Genomic DNA, 15,792 nt, shown 5'->3' with positions numbered 1-15,792 from the left:
GTGCAGGTGTATTGCCGGTGCCGCCGGGCCGCCATAGCTTGCGCCCATGGATCTGGAGTTGCGGCACCTCAGAACGGTCCGGGCGATAGCGGACGCGGGCAGCCTCACCAAGGCCGCCGCACAGCTCGGCTTCGCCCAACCCGCGCTCAGTACGCAGCTCAAGCGCATCGAACGGGCGCTGGGCGGCCCGCTCTTCCACCGTGACCGCAACGGCGCTCGCCCCACGGCGCTCGGCGAGCTGGTGCTGGAGCGAGCGCGGGTGCTGCTGCCCGCGGTGCGCGAGCTCCAGGAGGAGGCGGTGCGGTTCGCCAACGCCTGCGCCCAGATCGAGCGGTTCCGGCTCGGCGCCACCCACGGGCCGCTGCTGGGCGGGCTGGTCGACCGCCTCGCCACCGCCCACCCCTCGGCGCCCGTCTCCACCTACACCTCGTGGTCCGTGCGGGAGATCAGCACCATGGTCGTCGAGGGACGGCTGGACTTCGCGCTCATCGGCACCTGCGGGCAGGCGCCGCCACCCGCGGCGGACCAGCTGAGCTGGCACACCGTGGGCACCGACCCGGTGTTCGTGATGCTCAGCGAGGACCATCCGCTCCGCGACGAACCGGAGTTGGAGCTGAGTGCCCTCGCCGGGGAGTCGTGGACCGATGTGCCGGGCGAGGGCTGCTTCGCCGACTGTTTCGCCACCGCGTGCGCCCGTGCCGGCTTCACCCCGCTGTCGGTCTTCGAGACCGACACCGCGTCCTGTGTGCACCTGGTGCAGGTCGGGCGCGCCGTCGGGCTCTGCCGCGCCACCTTCCCGCCCACTCCTGGCGTGGTGACCCGCCCGCTGGCCGGCGCCCCGCTGAGCTGGCGTCACCTCATCGGCTGGCACCCGGACTCCCCCGCCGCCGACACCGCCCCGGCCGTGCTCGGCCACGCCCGCACCGCCCACGCCGACGCCGTCCGGCGCAACGAGGTGTACGCCCGCTGGCTCGCCGCCCGGCCGCTCCCGGACCGCTTCGGCACGGGGGCTTCCGACGGTTGAACTCGGCCGGCGCCATAACGCCGCGACAGGGGGGAGCTGACAGGGTCCACTTCGTCGGTGGGCGGCGCTACGTTGGCGCTGCCACCCCCCAGCCGGGGCGTGCCCGTCGCCCATGGTCCCGCCCTCGCCACCGCCCGCTCGGGCAGCCGGGGGCGGCGGGTCCGACCCCGGCCGACGTGGACCGGCGCCGCCGCCCCTCCCCGGGCGGCGGCGCCCTCCCGGGCACCGCCCACCACCGTCAGACGGCGGCCCGTCGTCCCGTGTGCACCGTCTGGGCCGACAGCAGGAAGGCGTCGGAGCGGAGCAGGATGCCGTCCTTGTCGTCCGGGTCGACGAGCCGGTCGAGGGTGGCGCGGTCCTCGGCGTCGAGGTTCTCGGCGACGGTCTCGCGCAGCCGGACCAGTTGGGCGCGCAGATAGTCGCGGGCCGCGGCGGACAGGGGCGCGGGCAGGTCCAGGAGGAAGGTGCGGCTGCGCAGGTCGGTCAGACCCGCGGCAGCGAGCATCGCCGGCCAGTCCTCGACCGTGGTCCGGACGTCGGGCAGCGCGGCCCGCATCTCGGTGAACCAGTCCTCGACGACCGCGTCGAGCCGGGCCTGGAGTCCCGGTCGTCCGATGCCGAAGTCGCGGGGCAGACACCGTGCGGGCAGCCCGCCCTCGGCGACGGCGAGCAGGCCGCCGGGGCGCAGATGGTCGGCGAGCCGGGCGACGGCGCCCGTCTGGTCGCCGAGGTGGTGCAGCGCCTTGCTGGACCAGATGAGGTCGGCGGCGCCCGCGTCGACCAGCCCGTCGGGGAGGTCGGCGGTCAGGGTGCGCAGGCGGTCGCCGACGCCGAGTCGGGCCGCGCGGGCGCGGGCCCGTTCCAACAGGGCTTGCTCGCCGTCCACGGCCAGCACCGCGGCGCTCGGGAAGACCTGGGCGAACAGGCCGGCGGCCACCCCGGGCCCGCTGCCCACGTCCCACACGTCGTGGACCTCGGAGGCGTCGCCGAGGCGCTCACGCAGCCAGTGCGCCGCCTGCTCGGTGGCGGGCGCGTGCACCTCGCCGTTCGCCTCGATGAGCGAGGCCATGACCGCCCAGTCGATGTCGGCGTGGCCGCTGCCGCCGCCGCGGTGGGTGTCGTGGTGATGGTGGTGGTGATGGCCGCTCATCGCGCGCCCTCCCTGGGGCCGGGGTCCGTGTCGGTGTGCCCGAAGCGTCTCCGGGACCCGAACCGGGCGGCAAGGATTTTTGCTGGTTCGGCAAACCGTCCGGCCGCCGGCGCGGTGCCGGGCAGAACGGCGGCTGACCGCGAGCCGCGCGACCGGGCGACGGACCCGGCGGCTGGGGCGGCGGCCCCGGCGCGGCTGGGCGACGGACCCGGCGGCCGGGCAGCGGCTTCGACGTCTAGGCGGCGGCTCCGACGGCGACCTCCTGGATCCGGTGCGCGAGCTCGAAGTCGAGGGCGGTCACCTTGCCGCCGACGCTGTGGGTGCTCACCGAGACGGTGAGGGTGGTGTAGCCGAGCGTCAGATCGGAGTGGTGGTTCAGCTCGTCCTGCACCCTGGCGATCCGCCCGACGGCGTCGGCCGCGTCCAGGTGGCTCACATAGGTGTAGCTGCGGGTGATCCGGTCGTTGCCCTCGGCCGACCAGCCGGGGAGCTCCTCCAGGCGCTCCTCGATCTCCTTGTGCGAGAGCGGTTCGACTGCCATGGCGCATCAGCTCCTTCGTCGCGCGCGGGCGGAGGGGGTGGCGGTGGCCGGTGGCGTACGGTCGCCGGAGCTCCAGCGTGCCACGCCCCACCGCTGTCCCGCTCGGGCACCGACACGTGTTCGGTTACGGTCGGGGCATGACGACTGCCACCGCTCCGGGCGTGGGCGCGCTGCTCCGCGAATGGCGGGACCGGCGCCGGATCAGCCAACTGGAGCTGGCGCTGCGCGCCGACTCCTCCGCCCGCCACATCAGCTTCATCGAGACCGGTCGTTCCCGGCCCAGCCGGGAGATGGTGCTGCGCCTGGCGGACCACCTCGACGTGCCGGTGCGCGAGCGCAACGCGCTGCTGATCGCCGCCGGTTACGCGCCGCACTACCCGGACACCGCGCTGGACGCCCCCGAGATGGAGCCCCTACGGACCTCCGTGGAGCAGCTGCTGACCGGCTTCGAGCCGTACCCCGCGCTCGTCGTCGACGGCACGTACGACATCGTGGCGGCCAACCGGAGCGTCGGGATGTTCCTGGAAGGCGTCGCGGAACACCTGCTCACACCCCCGCTGAACGCGATGCGCCTCACCCTCCACCCGGAGGGCATGGCGCCCCGCATCCGCAACCTGCGCGCCTGGCGCGCCGATCTGCTGTCGCAGATGGACCGCCAGCTGGCGCTGCTGCGCTCCGCCCCGCTGCGCGCGCTCTACGACGAGGTCAGCGCGTATCCGCTGCCGCCGGAGCCGGAACCGGACGCGGCGGAGTCGCCGGGTGCCGCGGAGTACCCGCCCTTCGCGCTGCCGATGGTGATCGAGCATGACGGGCGGGTGCTGTCCTTCGTCTCGACCATCGCCACCTTCAACACCCCGATGGACGTGACCGTCTCCGAGCTGGCCATCGAGACGTTCCTGCCGGCGGACCCGGAGACGAGCGCCTATCTGGCGCGGGCGGCCCGGCTCGGGCCGTAGGGACGCGGCCCGGGAAGCCACCCCATGACCTGACAGGTAATCGACCACGGTCGGCATCCGCGGCATCGTGAGGGCATCGGGTTCCGGGCCGGCGCACTCCGGTCCGGAACCCGGGTCTGACCGGCCTGACCAGTGCCGACGCCCTCCGTCGGGTCCCCCGAGAAACGCATGAGCGCTGCCGCGGTCCGCCGTGACGTGCACGGGCGGGGTGCGGCAGCGCTCACGGGGTGAGCCGTCGGGCGTCAGGACACGCTGTCGGCCAGTTCGGCCGAGGCGTCGGGGGCCGGCGCGGCGGCGCTCCCGGACGCCGGGGCGGTCGCGGGCTCGGCGGCCCGCTCGGCGGCCGCGGCGGTCTCCGACTTACGACGGGCGGCCAGCCAGGCGTAGACGAGAACACCGGCGAAGAGGAACAGCGAGCCCTGGTAGACCGCCGCGTAGCCGGCGCCGGCGACCAGCCAGAAGGAGAAGCCGAAGCCGGTGAGGGCGAGGGCGGTGTCCCACACGAAGCGGCCGGTGCGCACCTCGGCGCCGCGTCCCGCCAGCAGGAAGTAGAGCTGGGCGCCGGAGGCGAGCAGGTACGGGACGGTCGCCGAGAAGGTGGTGATCAGCACCAGCACCTCGAAGACCCGGTCCGAGGCCGAGCTGTAGTTGACGATGGTGAGCAGCGAGGCCAGGACGGCGCCGACCAGCACACCGGTGGTGGGCACTCCGCGCCGCTTGACGGCGAAGAACTGGGGGAAGAGGCCGTCCTTCGCGGCGGCGTACGGGGCCTGGGCGCTCATCAGCGTCCAGCCGTTCAGCGCGCCGAGGATGGAGATCACCGCGGCGGCGGCGATCAGCGTGCCGCCCCAGGTGCCACCGAACATCGCGTTGACGGCGTCGGAGAACGGCGCGCTGGAGTCGACCAGGTCGTCATGGGCCACGGTGCCGAAGACGGCGAGGGTGCCCAGCAGGTAGACGACGGCGGCGCCGATGGTGCCCAGCACACTGGCCCGGCCGACGTTGCGCTCGGGGTCGCGCACCTCGCCCGCGCTCATCGCGGCCGACTCCACACCGACGTAGCTGTAGAGCAGCAGGGCGGCCGAGGCGGAGAGGCCGCCGAGCGCGCTGCCGCCGCCCTCGTTGAAGGAGCCGAGGTTGTCGGGGTCGAAGAAGAAGAGTCCGACGACGGCGACGAAGAGCAGCGGGACGAACTTCAGGATAGTGGAGATCAGCTGCACGACGCCCACCCAGCGGGTCCCGGCGAGGTTCGCCAGGGCGGGCAGCCACACCACGAGCAGCGCCACGGCGAGCTTGACGCCCTTGGACATCTCGCCGTCGATGAGCACGTCGATGTAGCCGACGCCGACGAAGGCGAGGCCCGCGTTGCTCACCCAGGCCATGGTCCAGAACGACCAGGCGGAGAGGAATCCCGCGAAGTCGCCGAAGGCGGCACGCGCGTAGACATAGGGGCCGCCGGTGCGCGGATCGCGCCGCGCCAGCCCGCCGAAGACGAGGGCGAGGGCGATGGCGCCGACGGTCAGGACCGCGAAGGCCAGCAGGCTGACGGTGCCGTACGGGGCGACGGCGGCCGGCAGCAGGAAGATGCCGCCTCCGATGATGTTGCCCATGACGAGCGCGGTCGCGGTCGGCAGGCCGAAGCGGCGGGTGTGGCTGGGGCCCGCGGCGCCGCCGTCGAGGTCGTCGACGGGGGACGGGCCGGAGTGACGAGGGTCGTGCATAAGGGTGGTGCGCCTCTCATCGTGCCAAGGTCCAACGCCCGCGAGGGTCCGCCGAGGTTTGGCGGGGCGAGCGCCCAGACATGGTCAGCGATGGGAAACGCAGCGCAAAATCACCGTGCATTGTCCGGTGCCGCCGGGGTAACGACAGGAAAAGGTGCGGACATATCGCCGTCGGACGGAGATTCGTTCGCCGAGATCCGCGATGCGCCACACGGATCACCTGATTCCGATTCCTCCGCCGTCCGCCCCTCCGTGGCCGGCCGCACGGCCGACGGTGTCCGCACCGGCCCGGAGCCCGCCTCCGTCACGGCGGCGGTCGCCGCCGCCGGCACCTGAGGGCCGTCCGCCTCCGACAGCCAGCGGCGCAGCACCGCGTGCACCTGCTCCGCCCCGACCAGCGGTCGGCCGTCCGGGGTCGGCGGGGACAGCTCGCTGGGCCACAGCAGGAAGGCATGGCCCTGCTCGCCGCCGAGGCCGCCGTGCGAGCCGATCTGCGGCTCGAAGGCGTGCACCTCTCCGGTGTCCGGGTGATAGGCGGAGTTGATCATGATGTCGGCGGCGTTCGCGAAGCCCGCGGTACGACGTACGGCCTCCACCGCGCCCTCGCCGAAGGGCGCCAGCGGGCTGACGCCGATGGTGCGCCCGGTGTCCAGATGGTGTTCCGCCCCGCCGGCCCCCAGCACCACCGCGCCGTGTTCGGCGGAGCGCACCAGGACGAAGCCGACGCCCGGGTGGTCGGCCAGGGTGCGCAGCAGCGCCGGATGCCGGCGGTCGAGCTGCTCGCGGCTCATCCGGCCGGGGGTGTCGGGGAACGAGACCAGCCCCAGGTTGCCGGAGGCGAGCACCACGGGGCCCGCCGGGCGCCCCCGCCGCTCGCCCGCCGACCTGCCGCCCCGCGCCGCCTCCCGCGCCTCCGCGTCGCCCTGCTCCGGCCGGCGCGGAGCCGTCCGTGCCGCCTCCCGCGCCTCCACGTCGTCCCTCTCCGGTCGGTGCAGCGCCACCCGGGCCGCCTCACGGGCCTCGGCCCCGCTGGCCGTGCGCCCGGCACGCCGGGAGACCGGTAGCCCGCAGCCGGCCCGCACCAGGTCCTCCAGGGTCAGCCCGAAGCGGCCGGCGAAGCTCTCCCCCGGGCTCTGGCCGTGGTCGGAGAGGAGCACGATGCGGTACTCGCGCGGCGCGTGTTCGACGATCTTGGCGATGAGGGCGACGGCCCGGTCCAGGCGGCGCAGCACCTGGTGGGTGTCGCGGCTGCGCGGCCCGGAGTGGTGGGCGACCTCGTCGTAGGCGACCAGGTCGGCGTAGACCGCGGTGCGCCCGGCGAGGATGTCGCCGATGACCGCGGTGACCACCACATCCCGCTCCACGACGGTCGCGAAGGCCCGGATGAAGGGGTAGAGGCCGCCGCGGCGCACCCGTGGCGTCTCACGACGCAGCTTGGCGCGGGTGGACTGGCCCAGCTCGCGGAGGACCTCGGCGACGAAGGAGCCGGCGGTGCGGGTGGCGTTGGCGGGGTCGGAGAAGTACGCGAAGTATCCGGAGCGGGAGCGGTTGTACCGACCGCGCCGGGCGGCGACGGACAGGACCAGGGCGAGCTGGTCGGCGCCGCCGGTGAAGAGGTTGCCGCGGCTGGCGCCGTCCACGGTGAGCAGCCCGCCGTCGCCGCTGCGGGCGGCGGCGCGGCGCTGGAGGGCGGCGGCACTGGTCGGCCGGTTGCTGACCATGACCTCGCCGCTCTCCTTCTCGTACCAGCGGAACGCGGGCACGTCCTCGTTGGAGCCGTGCAGTATGCCGAGCTGGCTGGCGCCGGTCTGGCTGGACCAGTCGGTGCGCCACGGAGTGAGGGTGTGGGTGCTGCCCGCCCAGCGGGCCAGCGTCTCCATCAGCGGGTGTCTGCCGCGCAGGGCGTCCCGGAGTACGTCGTGTCCCACCCCGTCGAGCTGGAGGAAGATCGTGCCCGGCGGCGGCCGCTCCGGCCCCCGGTCGCCCCGTCCGCGGCGCCGTCCGCGGCCGGCGAGGCGCGCCAGCCGGCGGCGGTAGGCGCCGTCGTCGCGCACGGTGAGGAAGGTGCTGGTCGCCGAGGAGGCGGCGGACATCACGGCGGCGACGACCACGGCGGTCCGCGGATCCACCGAGCCCCGGCCGTCCGGGACCAGGCTGAGGGCGAGCAGCAGCAGCGAGCCGTTGAGGACGAAGACCGACAGGCCGAGCACGAAGGCGGGCACCAGCAGCAGCGCGCGGACGAGCAGCGGCCAGACCAGGGCGCCGAGCAGGCCGAACACTCCCGCTCCGACGGCCGCGGTGATGCCGATGCGGGTGGCGCTGTCGCCGTCGGCGGACTGGAGCCGGAAGTCGGGCAGCAGTCCGGCGAGCACCAGCATGGTGAGCGTGGCGACCGCCCACACCGCGGTCACCCTGAGCAGGGCACCGCCCAGGGTCCTCCATCGGGGTCGGGGCACCTGCACGCCTTACCTCACCTCACACGCGGACTCCTCTCCCAGCCTGTCACAGCGGGTGCCCCTGGAGTGTGGCCGCGATCATCGAGCGGGGGCCAACGGTTTTCACCGCCTCCGGGGAGACGCTGAACTACGCTCGGGCAGGGGACGAGCGGTGCGGGCCCGGTCGCCGAGCGGTGCGGGAGGTTGCGGGTGTCGGTGGAGGTCACCTGGTGGGGTCACGCCACCGCGACGGTGCGGGACTCCGGGGTGCGGGTGCTGACCGACCCGCTCTTCGTGGCACGGCTGGCGCATCTGCGGCGGCGCCGGGGGCCGCTGCCGCCGCCCGAGGCCGCGCGCGCGGACGTCGCCCTGGTCTCCCATCTGCACGCCGACCATCTCCATCTGGGCTCGCTGGCGCGGCTGGCGCCGGGCACCCGACTGCTGGTGCCGTGGGGCACGGGGCGGGCGGTGCCGCGGCTGCGGCGGTTGGCGGTCGAGCGCGGGCTGCGGGTCACCGAGGTGCTGCCGGGTGACGAGGTGGTCGTCGGCGAGGTGCGGATACGGGCGGTGCCCGCCGCGCACGACGGGCGCCGGCTGCCGTACGGGCCGCACCGGTCTCCGGCGTTGGGCTATGTGGTGCGCGGCGAGGCGGCCACGTACTTCGCGGGCGACACCGGGCTCTTCGACCGGATGGCGGAGGCGGTGGGGCCGTGCGACGTGGCGCTGCTGCCGGTCGGCGGCTGGGGCCCGTTCCTGGGCCACGGCCACCTGGACGCGGGGCGGGCGGCGCAGGCGCTGGCCCGGCTGGGCGCGCGCAGCGCGGTCCCGGTGCACTACGGCACCTACTGGCCCATCGGCATGGACGCGGTGCGGCCGCACGAGTTCCACGCGCCGGGCGACGACTTCGTACGCCACGCGGGGCGGGTGGCGCCGGCGGCGGCCGTGCACCTGCTGCGGCACGGGGAGAGCGTACGGCTGGAGCCCGCGCGGTGATCGGCGCCGTGCTGGGCGAGCTCGGCGAGCTGGCCCGGGGGGTGCCCTCGGAGTCGACCCAGCAGGCGGTGGGCTATCCGTCGCTGTTTCTGCTGGTCTACTTCGGCGCCCTGGTGCCGGTGGTGCCGACGGGCGTGATCGTCAGTTCGGCCGCGGTCGTCGCCCTGCACCAGCAGGTCGCGCCGTTCTCCCTCGTCGTCGTCTTCGGGGTGGCCTCGGGCGCGGCCTTCCTCGGTGATCTGACGCTGTACTGGCTCGGCGGGCGCGGGGTGCGCTCCCGCAACGGGTCGCGCTGGCTGAGCCGTCTCACCGACCGAGCCGCCCCGGAGCGGCTGACCCAGGCCCAGGACCGGCTGGCCGAGCACGGGGTGACGGTGCTGGTGCTGTCCCGGCTGATCCCCGGCGGCCGGGTTCCGGTGATGCTGGCCTGCCTGCTCGCCGGCATGCCCACCCGTCGGTTCGCCCATGGCGCCGGGCCGGCCGCGCTGGCCTGGGCCGCCACGTACCAGCTCATCGGGCTGCTCGGCGGCGCCCTGTTCGCCAAGCCCTGGGAGGGCGTCCTCGCCGCCGTGGTGCTGACCCTCCTGGTGGCCGCCGCCCCGGCGCTCTGGCGGCGGCTGCGCCGCGCGGACGGCGAGGCGGCGGGCTGAGGTCGCCCGTCGCGCGGGGGAGGCCCCGGCCGCGGACCGGCCGGGGTCCGTGGGTGACGGGGCCTCCCCCGCCCGGGCCCGGCCGCGGGCCAGGCCGGCCGGGGGTGGGCGGACGGGCGGGCGGGGACCGCGAGGGGGGGGTCAGGCCCGGCACAGGACGGAGGACAACACCTCCGTCAGCGCCCCCTCCGGGTCCGGCACGGGGCCGTCCGAGCGCCAGGCGACGAAGCCGTCGGGGCGGACCAGGACCGCGCCGTCCTCGCCGGTGCCGTGGGTGGTCGCCCAGTCGGCGCCGTCCTCGGGGGCGAGTTCGTTGTCGGGATCGGGACCGATGCGGTAGCTCTCCAACGGCATGGCCAGGCGCTTGCCCACGGTCTGGGCCGCCGTGTGCCAGGCGCCGCCGCCGCGGCCGGTGAGCAGCACGCAGGCGCGCTCGTACAGGTCGAGCGTGGAGAGCCGGACCCCGCCGCGGTGCAGCCACATGTGCGGGGCGCGGCTGCCCGGGGCCCCGTTGATCTCGAAGCGCTCGGGCACCGGCGGCAGGGCCGGGTCGGCGCCGAGGACCGCCCCGTTGAGGTAGCGGTAGCCGAGGGCCACGGCCAGCACGTCGCTCTGCCGCCCGGTGGTGGGCGGCGCCTCGTAGCCGGGGTGCTTGTGCTCGGCGGAGCGGGCCGCCGCGCGGGCGCTGGTGGCCTGGGCGACCGGTTGCCGCTCCGTGCCGTAGGTCTCCAGCAGCCCGGGCCCGGCCCAGCCGCCGAGGACCGCGGCCAGCTTCCAGGCGAGGTTGTGGGCGTCCTGGATACCGGTGTTGGACCCGAAGGCGCCGGTGGGCGACATCTCGTGGGCGGAGTCCCCGGCGAGGAAGACCCGCCCGTGCGAGTAGCGCTCGGCCACCCGTTCGGCGGCGTGCCAGGGCGCCTTTCCGGTGATCTCGACGTCCATGTCCCGGACGCCGGTGGCGGTGCGGATGTGGTCCACGCACCGGTCGTCGGTGAAGTCGTCGAGCGTCTCGCCCCGCTCGGGGTGCCAGGGGGCGTGGAAGACCCACTGTTCGCGGTTGTCCACGGGCAGCAGGGCGCCGTCGGCCTTGGGGTTGGTCAGGTAGCAGGCGATGAACCGGCGGTCGCCGACCGCGTCGGCGAGCCGCTTGGCGCGGAAGGTGATGCTCACGTTGTGGAACAGCTCGCCGCGCCCGGTCTGTCCGATGCCCAGCCGCTCGCGCACCGGGCTGCGCGGCCCGTCGGCGGCGATCAGGTAGTCGGCCCGTACGGTGCGGCACTGCCCGGTGGTCCGGTCGCAGAGGTAGCCCGTCACCCCGCGCTCGTCCTGTTCGAACTCGCGTAGCTCGGTGTTGAAGAGCAGCTGCCCGCCGAGGTCCTTCGCGACCCGTACCAGCACCGGCTCCAGGTCGTTCTGGCTGCACAGGCACCAGGAGGCGGGGCTGATCCGGCCCTGCCGGCCGCCGGGATCGATCTCCCGGAACAGCCACTCCTGGTTGACCCCGGTCAGGGTCTCGGCCTGGAGGATGCCGTGGTTGTCGGCCAGCACCGAGGCGGCCTCGCGGATGGCCTGTTCGGCGCCGGCCGTGCGGTACAGCTCCATCGTGCGGATGTTGTTGCCGCGGCCTCGCGGGTGGTGCGAGGTGCTCGCGTGCTTCTCGACCAGTACATGCCGGATGCCCAGGCGGCCCAGGAACAGCGACGCGGACAGCCCCACCAGGGAGCCGCCCACGATGAGGACCGGCACGCGGACGTCGGCGTCGTCATGACGATTCATCTTGCTGCTATGCCCGGCGTTTCCGAACGGATCAGGCGTCTGACCGGCCCCTTCCCACATATGGCTCACACATCTCGCGCCATCCGTGGGAGCGCTTCACGATCAAGTGAGCGGGCATGCGCCCTTCGTAAGGAGATGTGAAATATGAGCACCTTGTCCGAGACTCCGCAGACCGCGCGTTCGGCGCGGGCCGCCCGGCCGAGCACGCAGTCGATAGAGGAGTCGATGCAGCAGACGGCGCACCAGGTCAGACAGCAGGTCACGGAGTCGGCGCCACTCGACTCGCGGTTGCGCGTGGTGTTGCTGCTGGAGGTCCGGGACGGCGCGCAGCAGCGCTTCCTGGACGCGTACGACGAGATGTGCCACAAGGTGGCCGCGGTGCCGGGCCATGTCAGCGACCAGCTGTGCCAGTCGATCGAGAACCCGGCGCAGTGGCTGATCACCAGCGAGTGGGAGAGCGCGGCACCGTTCCTGGCCTGGGTGGACAGCGCGGCGCACCGGGAGATGGTCAAGCCGATGCACGGCTGCGTCAACGACACCCGCTCGCTGCGGTTCAGCATCATGCGTGAGATGCCGACCTCCCCGGTCGCGCCGCGGGGCCGGCTGCAGACCGAACCGCGGATCGGCGACGGGGTGGTGCGGCACGCGCTGACGTTCACGGTGCGGCCCGGCAGCGAGCGCGACGTGGCCCGGCTGCTGGCCAACTACCAGTCGCCCGAGGCGCGGGTGGACAGCACCACCCGGCTCTGCCGGACCTCGCTGTTCATGCGGGGCAACCGGGTGGTCCGGGCGGTGGAGGTGCAGGGCGACCTGGTGGCCGCGCTGCGGCACGTGGCGCGGCAGCCCGAGGTGCGGGCGGTCGAGGAGGCCATCAACCCGCACCTGGAGGTGGACCGGGACCTGGACGACCCGGAGTCGGCCCGCGAGTTCTTCATGCGCGCCGCGCTGCCCGCCGTGCACCACCGGGCCGCGGGGACCGCGCTGCCCTCCGAGGCCGAGCGGCACGCCCTGCTCTACCCGGTCAAGCCCGGCTGCGGCAGCGCGGTGGCCCAGCTGCTGGCGCGCGAGGACGAGCTGGCGGCGCAGGACCCGGCCAACCCGGTGGTGGAGTCGACGATCTTCCACCGCGAGGACATCGTCATGCGGCTCATCGACGTCCGCGGTCCGCTGGAGCGGAACGCGCGGGCGGCGCTGGGCATCTGCGGCGACCGCGCCCCGAGCGTGCTGGGCCGGCTGGTGGAGCACTCCGCCGCCGACCTGGCCGAGGAGGCCGCGCTGCCGCGGTTCCTGGCCGAGTGCGCCATGACCCCGGTCACCGACCGTCACGCGGCGGACTACTGACGGGCCGTTCGGGACGGACCGTCTCCCCGGCCCGTCCGCCGTCACCGTCCCGCCGTCTCCGCGTCCGCTCTCGTCCCACCGTCACCGCGTCCGGTCGCCGCCTCCGGCCCTCCGGGCGCCGTGATCGTGATCTGGAAGTTTTCTGAAAGGTAACCCTCATGACCAGTCAGTCCCCCCGCATCGTCAGCCTCGACGAGGTCCCCCACAACCGCCGCCGCGGCGGAGATCTGCGCGCCATGCTCACCCCCACCGCGGTGGGAGCCACCAGTGGCTTCATGGGGCTGGCCATCATGGCGCCGGGAGAGGTCATCGGCGAGCACTACCACCCGTACTCCGAGGAGTTCGTGTACGTCGTCTGCGGCGACCTGGAAGTGGACCTGGACGGGAAGACGCACCGGCTACAGGCCGACCAGGGTCTGATGATCCCCACCTTCATGCGGCACCGGTTCCGCAACGTGGGCTCCGTCGAGGCCCGGATGGTCTTCCACCTCGGGCCGCTGGCGCCGCGCCCGGAGATCGGGCACGTCGACACCGAGGAGACCGCCGAGACGGGCGCGGCGGCCTCCGCGCAGCGGCAGCACCATGCCGAGGACGCGCCCGCCACCCCGTGCTGCACCGGCACGACGGACTCCGAAACGGCACAGGTAGTGTCATGACCACCCGGCATGTGACGGTCACCGGCGTCGGTGTCGTCGCCCCGGGAGGCGTGGGCGTGCCCGCCTTCTGGGACCTGCTCACCGCGGGCCGCACGGCCACCCGCGGCATCACGCTCTTCGACCCCGGGGGGTTCCGCTCCCGGATCGCCGCCGAGTGCGACTTCGACGCGGCGGCCTGCGGCCTCACCCCGGACGAGACGGCACGCTCCGACCGGTATGTGCAGTTCGCCCTGGTGGCCGCCGACGAGGCGGTGCGCGACGCGGGACTGGACATGGGCGCCGAGGACCCCTGGCGGGTCGGGGTGTCGTTGGGCACCGCGGTGGGCGGCACCACCCGTCTGGAGCACGACTACGCCGAGGTCAGCGACAAGGGCGCGCGATGGGACGTGGACCACCGGCGGGCCGGCCCGTTCCTGCACCGCGCGTTCGCGCCGAGCGCGCTGGCCTCGGGGGTGGCGGAGCGGTTCGGCGCGCGCGGCCCGGTGCAGACGGTCTCCACCGGCTGCACCTCGGGGCTGGACGCGATCGGGTACGCCGTGCACGCCATCGAGGAGGGCGCGGCGGACGTGTACGTGGCGGGTGCCTCGGACTCGCCCATCTCGCCCATCACCGTGGCCTGCTTCGACGCGATCAAGGCGACCTCGGCCAACAACGACGACCCGGAGCACGCCTCCCGGCCGTTCGACGCCGGGCGGGACGGCTTCGTGCTGGGCGAGGGGGCCGCGGTGCTGGTCCTGGAGGAGCGGGAGCACGCCCGGCGCCGCGGCGCCCGGTCGTACTGCGATCTGAAGGGCTTCGCCACCTTCGGCAACGCGTACCACATGACCGGGCTGACCCGGGAGGGGCTGGAGATGTCCAAGGCGATCGACACCGCCCTGGAGCACGCCCGCGTCGACGGCACCGACATCGACTACGTCAACGCGCACGGCTCCGGCACCCAGCAGAACGACCGACACGAGACCGCGGCGGTCAAGCGCTCGCTGGGTGAGCACGCCTACCGGACCCCGATGAGCTCGATCAAGTCGATGGTCGGGCACTCGTTGGGGGCGATAGGCGCGATAGAGGTCGTGGCCTGCACCCTGGCGCTGGCCCACGGGGTGATCCCGCCGACCGCCAACTACGAGCGGCGGGACCCGGACTGCGACCTGGACTACGTGCCGAGGACCGCGCGCGAGGCACCGCTGCGCACGGTGCTGTCGGTGGGCAGCGGCTTCGGCGGCTTCCAGTCCGCGGTGGTGCTGGGCCGGTCGGACGACGGGAGGTCGCGATGAGTGCCCGGGAGCGCCGGGCCCCGTTCGGGGGCCCCGGCGGAGAGCGGCGGGCGGTCATCACCGGACTCGGTGTGATCGCCCCCAACGGCATCGGCGCCGAAGCCTTCTGGAAGGCCTGCCGGGAGGGCGTCAACGTCCTGGACCGGGTCACCCGCGAGGGCTGCGGGGACTATCCGCTCAAGGTGGCGGGCGAGGTCCGAGCCTTCGACCCGGCCGCGGCGGTCGAGGAGCGGTTCCTGGTGCAGACCGACCGGTTCTCGCACTTCGCCATGGCCGCGGCCGACCTGGCCCTGGCCGACGCGCGGCTGCGCACCGAGGACGGTTCGCCGTTCGCGGTGGGCGTGGTGACGGCGGCGGGCTCCGGCGGCGGCGAGTTCGGCCAGCGGGAGCTCCAGCGGCTGTGGGGCAAGGCGCCCAAGTTCGTCGGCCCGTACCAGTCCATCGCCTGGTTCTACGCGGCCAGCACCGGCCAGATCTCCATCCGGGGCGGCTTCAAGGGGCCGTGCGGGGTGGTGGCCAGCGACGAGGCGGGCGGGCTGGACGCCCTGGCGCACTCCTGGCGGTCGATCCGGCGCGGCGCCGACGCCGTGGTGGTCGGCGCCGCCGAGGCCCCGCTGGCGCCGTACTCCATCGTCTGCCAGCTCGGCTACCCGGAGCTGAGCCTGGCCGTCGAACCGGACCGCGCCTATCTGCCGTTCACCGCCGAGGCCAGCGGCTTCGTGCCCGCGGAGGGCGGCGCCATGCTGGTGGTCGAGGAGGAGGCCACGGCCCGCCGCCGCGGCGCTCCACTGTGGGGCGTGATCGCCGGGCACGGCGCGACCTTCACCGGCCCCTCCCAGTGGGCGCAGTCCCGGGAGGGGCTCGCCCATGCGATCCGTACCGCGCTGGACCGCGCGCGGTGCGCACCCGGGGACGTCGACGTGGTGTTCGCCGACGCGCTGGGGGTGCCGGTCGCGGACCGGGCCGAGGCGGAGGCGCTGGCCGACGCCCTGGGCCCGCACGCGACCCGGGTCCCCGTGACCGCGCCCAAGGCCGGCTTCGGCCGCGCCTACTGCGGCGCTCCCCCGCTGGACGTGGTGGCGGCGGTGCTCGCCATGGAGCACCAGACCGTTCCGCCGACGCCTCGCGTCACCGACGTCTGTCACGACCTGGACGTGGTGACCGGCACCGCGCGCCGCGCCGAGCTGCGCACGGCGCTGGTGCTCAGCCGGGGGCTGATGGGTTCCAACGCGGCGCTCGTACTGCGCCGCCCGGAAGAGGAGAAGTGATGACCAGTCA

General features: G+C 74.3%; 13 protein-coding genes. 8 read left to right on the top strand and 5 right to left on the bottom strand.

Translation table 11 applies throughout. From position 1 onward, the window contains the following. Positions 1-46: 46 nt before the first annotated feature. A complete protein-coding gene (locus tag CD790_RS07570; protein ID WP_144382252.1) occupies positions 47-1,024 on the top strand; it encodes a LysR family transcriptional regulator in 978 nt (325 codons plus the stop codon). A 238-nt stretch (positions 1,025-1,262) separates the two neighbouring features. Here CD790_RS07570 and CD790_RS07565 read toward each other — a convergent pair whose 3' ends face one another. Continuing rightward, positions 1,263-2,174 carry a trans-aconitate 2-methyltransferase gene (locus CD790_RS07565; RefSeq protein ID WP_144382251.1) on the bottom strand — a complete coding sequence of 304 codons (912 nt, stop codon included), beginning with the start codon at positions 2,172-2,174 and terminating at the stop codon, positions 1,263-1,265. A gap of 235 nt (positions 2,175-2,409) precedes the next feature. Then, positions 2,410-2,715: a 4a-hydroxytetrahydrobiopterin dehydratase gene (locus CD790_RS07560; protein WP_144382250.1), complete on the bottom strand. Its 306-nt coding sequence runs from the start codon at positions 2,713-2,715 to the stop codon at positions 2,410-2,412. A gap of 137 nt (positions 2,716-2,852) precedes the next feature. On the opposite strand from CD790_RS07560, the gene CD790_RS07555 reads away from it, so the two are divergent. Beyond that, entirely contained in the window at positions 2,853-3,671 is an 819-nt protein-coding gene (locus CD790_RS07555) for a helix-turn-helix domain-containing protein (RefSeq protein ID WP_144382249.1), read from the top strand. Positions 3,672-3,913: 242 nt separating this feature from the next. Here CD790_RS07555 and CD790_RS07550 read toward each other — a convergent pair whose 3' ends face one another. Further along, positions 3,914-5,392 carry an amino acid permease gene (locus CD790_RS07550; RefSeq protein ID WP_144382248.1) on the bottom strand — a complete coding sequence of 493 codons (1,479 nt, stop codon included), beginning with the start codon at positions 5,390-5,392 and terminating at the stop codon, positions 3,914-3,916. Positions 5,393-5,502: 110 nt separating this feature from the next. Continuing rightward, positions 5,503-7,770 carry a phage holin family protein gene (locus tag CD790_RS07545; protein WP_399217241.1) on the bottom strand — a complete coding sequence of 756 codons (2,268 nt, stop codon included), beginning with the start codon at positions 7,768-7,770 and terminating at the stop codon, positions 5,503-5,505. A gap of 267 nt (positions 7,771-8,037) precedes the next feature. Here CD790_RS07545 and CD790_RS07540 point away from each other — a divergent pair, with 267 nt between their 5' ends. Then, positions 8,038-8,820 carry an MBL fold metallo-hydrolase gene (locus CD790_RS07540; RefSeq protein ID WP_144382246.1) on the top strand — a complete coding sequence of 261 codons (783 nt, stop codon included), beginning with the start codon at positions 8,038-8,040 and terminating at the stop codon, positions 8,818-8,820. Next, the gene (locus CD790_RS07535) at positions 8,817-9,470 is read left to right on the top strand and encodes a DedA family protein (RefSeq protein WP_399217089.1); all 654 of its coding nucleotides are present in this window, start codon (positions 8,817-8,819) and stop codon (positions 9,468-9,470) included. Before CD790_RS07540 ends, CD790_RS07535 begins: the two co-directional genes overlap by 4 nt. A gap of 141 nt (positions 9,471-9,611) precedes the next feature. On the opposite strand, the gene CD790_RS07525 is transcribed toward CD790_RS07535, so the two are convergent. Further along, positions 9,612-11,246: an FAD-dependent monooxygenase gene (locus CD790_RS07525; protein ID WP_144382245.1), complete on the bottom strand. Its 1,635-nt coding sequence runs from the start codon at positions 11,244-11,246 to the stop codon at positions 9,612-9,614. A gap of 144 nt (positions 11,247-11,390) precedes the next feature. On the opposite strand from CD790_RS07525, the gene CD790_RS07520 reads away from it, so the two are divergent. The 4 genes from CD790_RS07520 (at position 11,391) to CD790_RS07505 (ending at position 15,782) form a co-directional block, all read left to right on the top strand. Continuing rightward, positions 11,391-12,587, top strand: coding sequence for a SchA/CurD-like domain-containing protein (locus CD790_RS07520; RefSeq protein WP_399217087.1), 1,197 nt, complete (start codon positions 11,391-11,393; stop codon positions 12,585-12,587). Between the two features lie 158 nt (positions 12,588-12,745). Next, a complete protein-coding gene (locus CD790_RS07515) occupies positions 12,746-13,243 on the top strand; it encodes a cupin domain-containing protein (protein WP_144382244.1) in 498 nt (165 codons plus the stop codon). Next, positions 13,240-14,514 (top strand): beta-ketoacyl synthase, encoded by a 1,275-nt coding sequence (locus CD790_RS07510; RefSeq protein WP_144382243.1) that lies wholly within the window; start codon positions 13,240-13,242, stop codon positions 14,512-14,514. Before CD790_RS07515 ends, CD790_RS07510 begins: the two co-directional genes overlap by 4 nt. After that, positions 14,511-15,782, top strand: a complete 1,272-nt coding sequence (locus CD790_RS07505) for a beta-ketoacyl synthase N-terminal-like domain-containing protein (protein ID WP_144382242.1) — start codon at positions 14,511-14,513, stop codon at positions 15,780-15,782. Before CD790_RS07510 ends, CD790_RS07505 begins: the two co-directional genes overlap by 4 nt. The last annotated feature ends 10 nt before the right edge of the window (positions 15,783-15,792 follow it).

The sequence above is a fragment of the Streptomyces sp. SAJ15 genome (assembly GCF_007595705.1).
Taxonomy (GTDB): domain Bacteria; phylum Actinomycetota; class Actinomycetes; order Streptomycetales; family Streptomycetaceae; genus Streptomyces.
Note: the sequence above shows the minus strand (reverse complement) of the source record. Positions and strands in the feature narration are given on the sequence as shown.

Excerpts from the sequence above, each read along its gene's own strand:
- CD790_RS07550 (WP_144382248.1), bottom strand. The coding sequence starts at position 5,392 with ATGCACGACCCTCGTCACTCCGGCCCGTCCCCCGTCGACGACCTCGAC.
- CD790_RS07560 (WP_144382250.1), bottom strand. The coding sequence starts at position 2,715 with ATGGCAGTCGAACCGCTCTCGCACAAGGAGATCGAGGAGCGCCTGGAG.
- CD790_RS07525 (WP_144382245.1), bottom strand. The coding sequence starts at position 11,246 with ATGAATCGTCATGACGACGCCGACGTCCGCGTGCCGGTCCTCATCGTG.
- CD790_RS07510 (WP_144382243.1), top strand. The coding sequence starts at position 13,240 with ATGACCACCCGGCATGTGACGGTCACCGGCGTCGGTGTCGTCGCCCCG.
- CD790_RS07520 (WP_399217087.1), top strand. The coding sequence starts at position 11,391 with ATGAGCACCTTGTCCGAGACTCCGCAGACCGCGCGTTCGGCGCGGGCC.
- CD790_RS07545 (WP_399217241.1), bottom strand. The coding sequence starts at position 7,770 with ATGCTGGTGCTCGCCGGACTGCTGCCCGACTTCCGGCTCCAGTCCGCC.
- CD790_RS07570 (WP_144382252.1), top strand. The coding sequence starts at position 47 with ATGGATCTGGAGTTGCGGCACCTCAGAACGGTCCGGGCGATAGCGGAC.
- CD790_RS07515 (WP_144382244.1), top strand. The coding sequence starts at position 12,746 with ATGACCAGTCAGTCCCCCCGCATCGTCAGCCTCGACGAGGTCCCCCAC.
- CD790_RS07555 (WP_144382249.1), top strand. The coding sequence starts at position 2,853 with ATGACGACTGCCACCGCTCCGGGCGTGGGCGCGCTGCTCCGCGAATGG.
- CD790_RS07505 (WP_144382242.1), top strand. The coding sequence starts at position 14,511 with ATGAGTGCCCGGGAGCGCCGGGCCCCGTTCGGGGGCCCCGGCGGAGAG.
- CD790_RS07565 (WP_144382251.1), bottom strand. The coding sequence starts at position 2,174 with ATGAGCGGCCATCACCACCACCATCACCACGACACCCACCGCGGCGGC.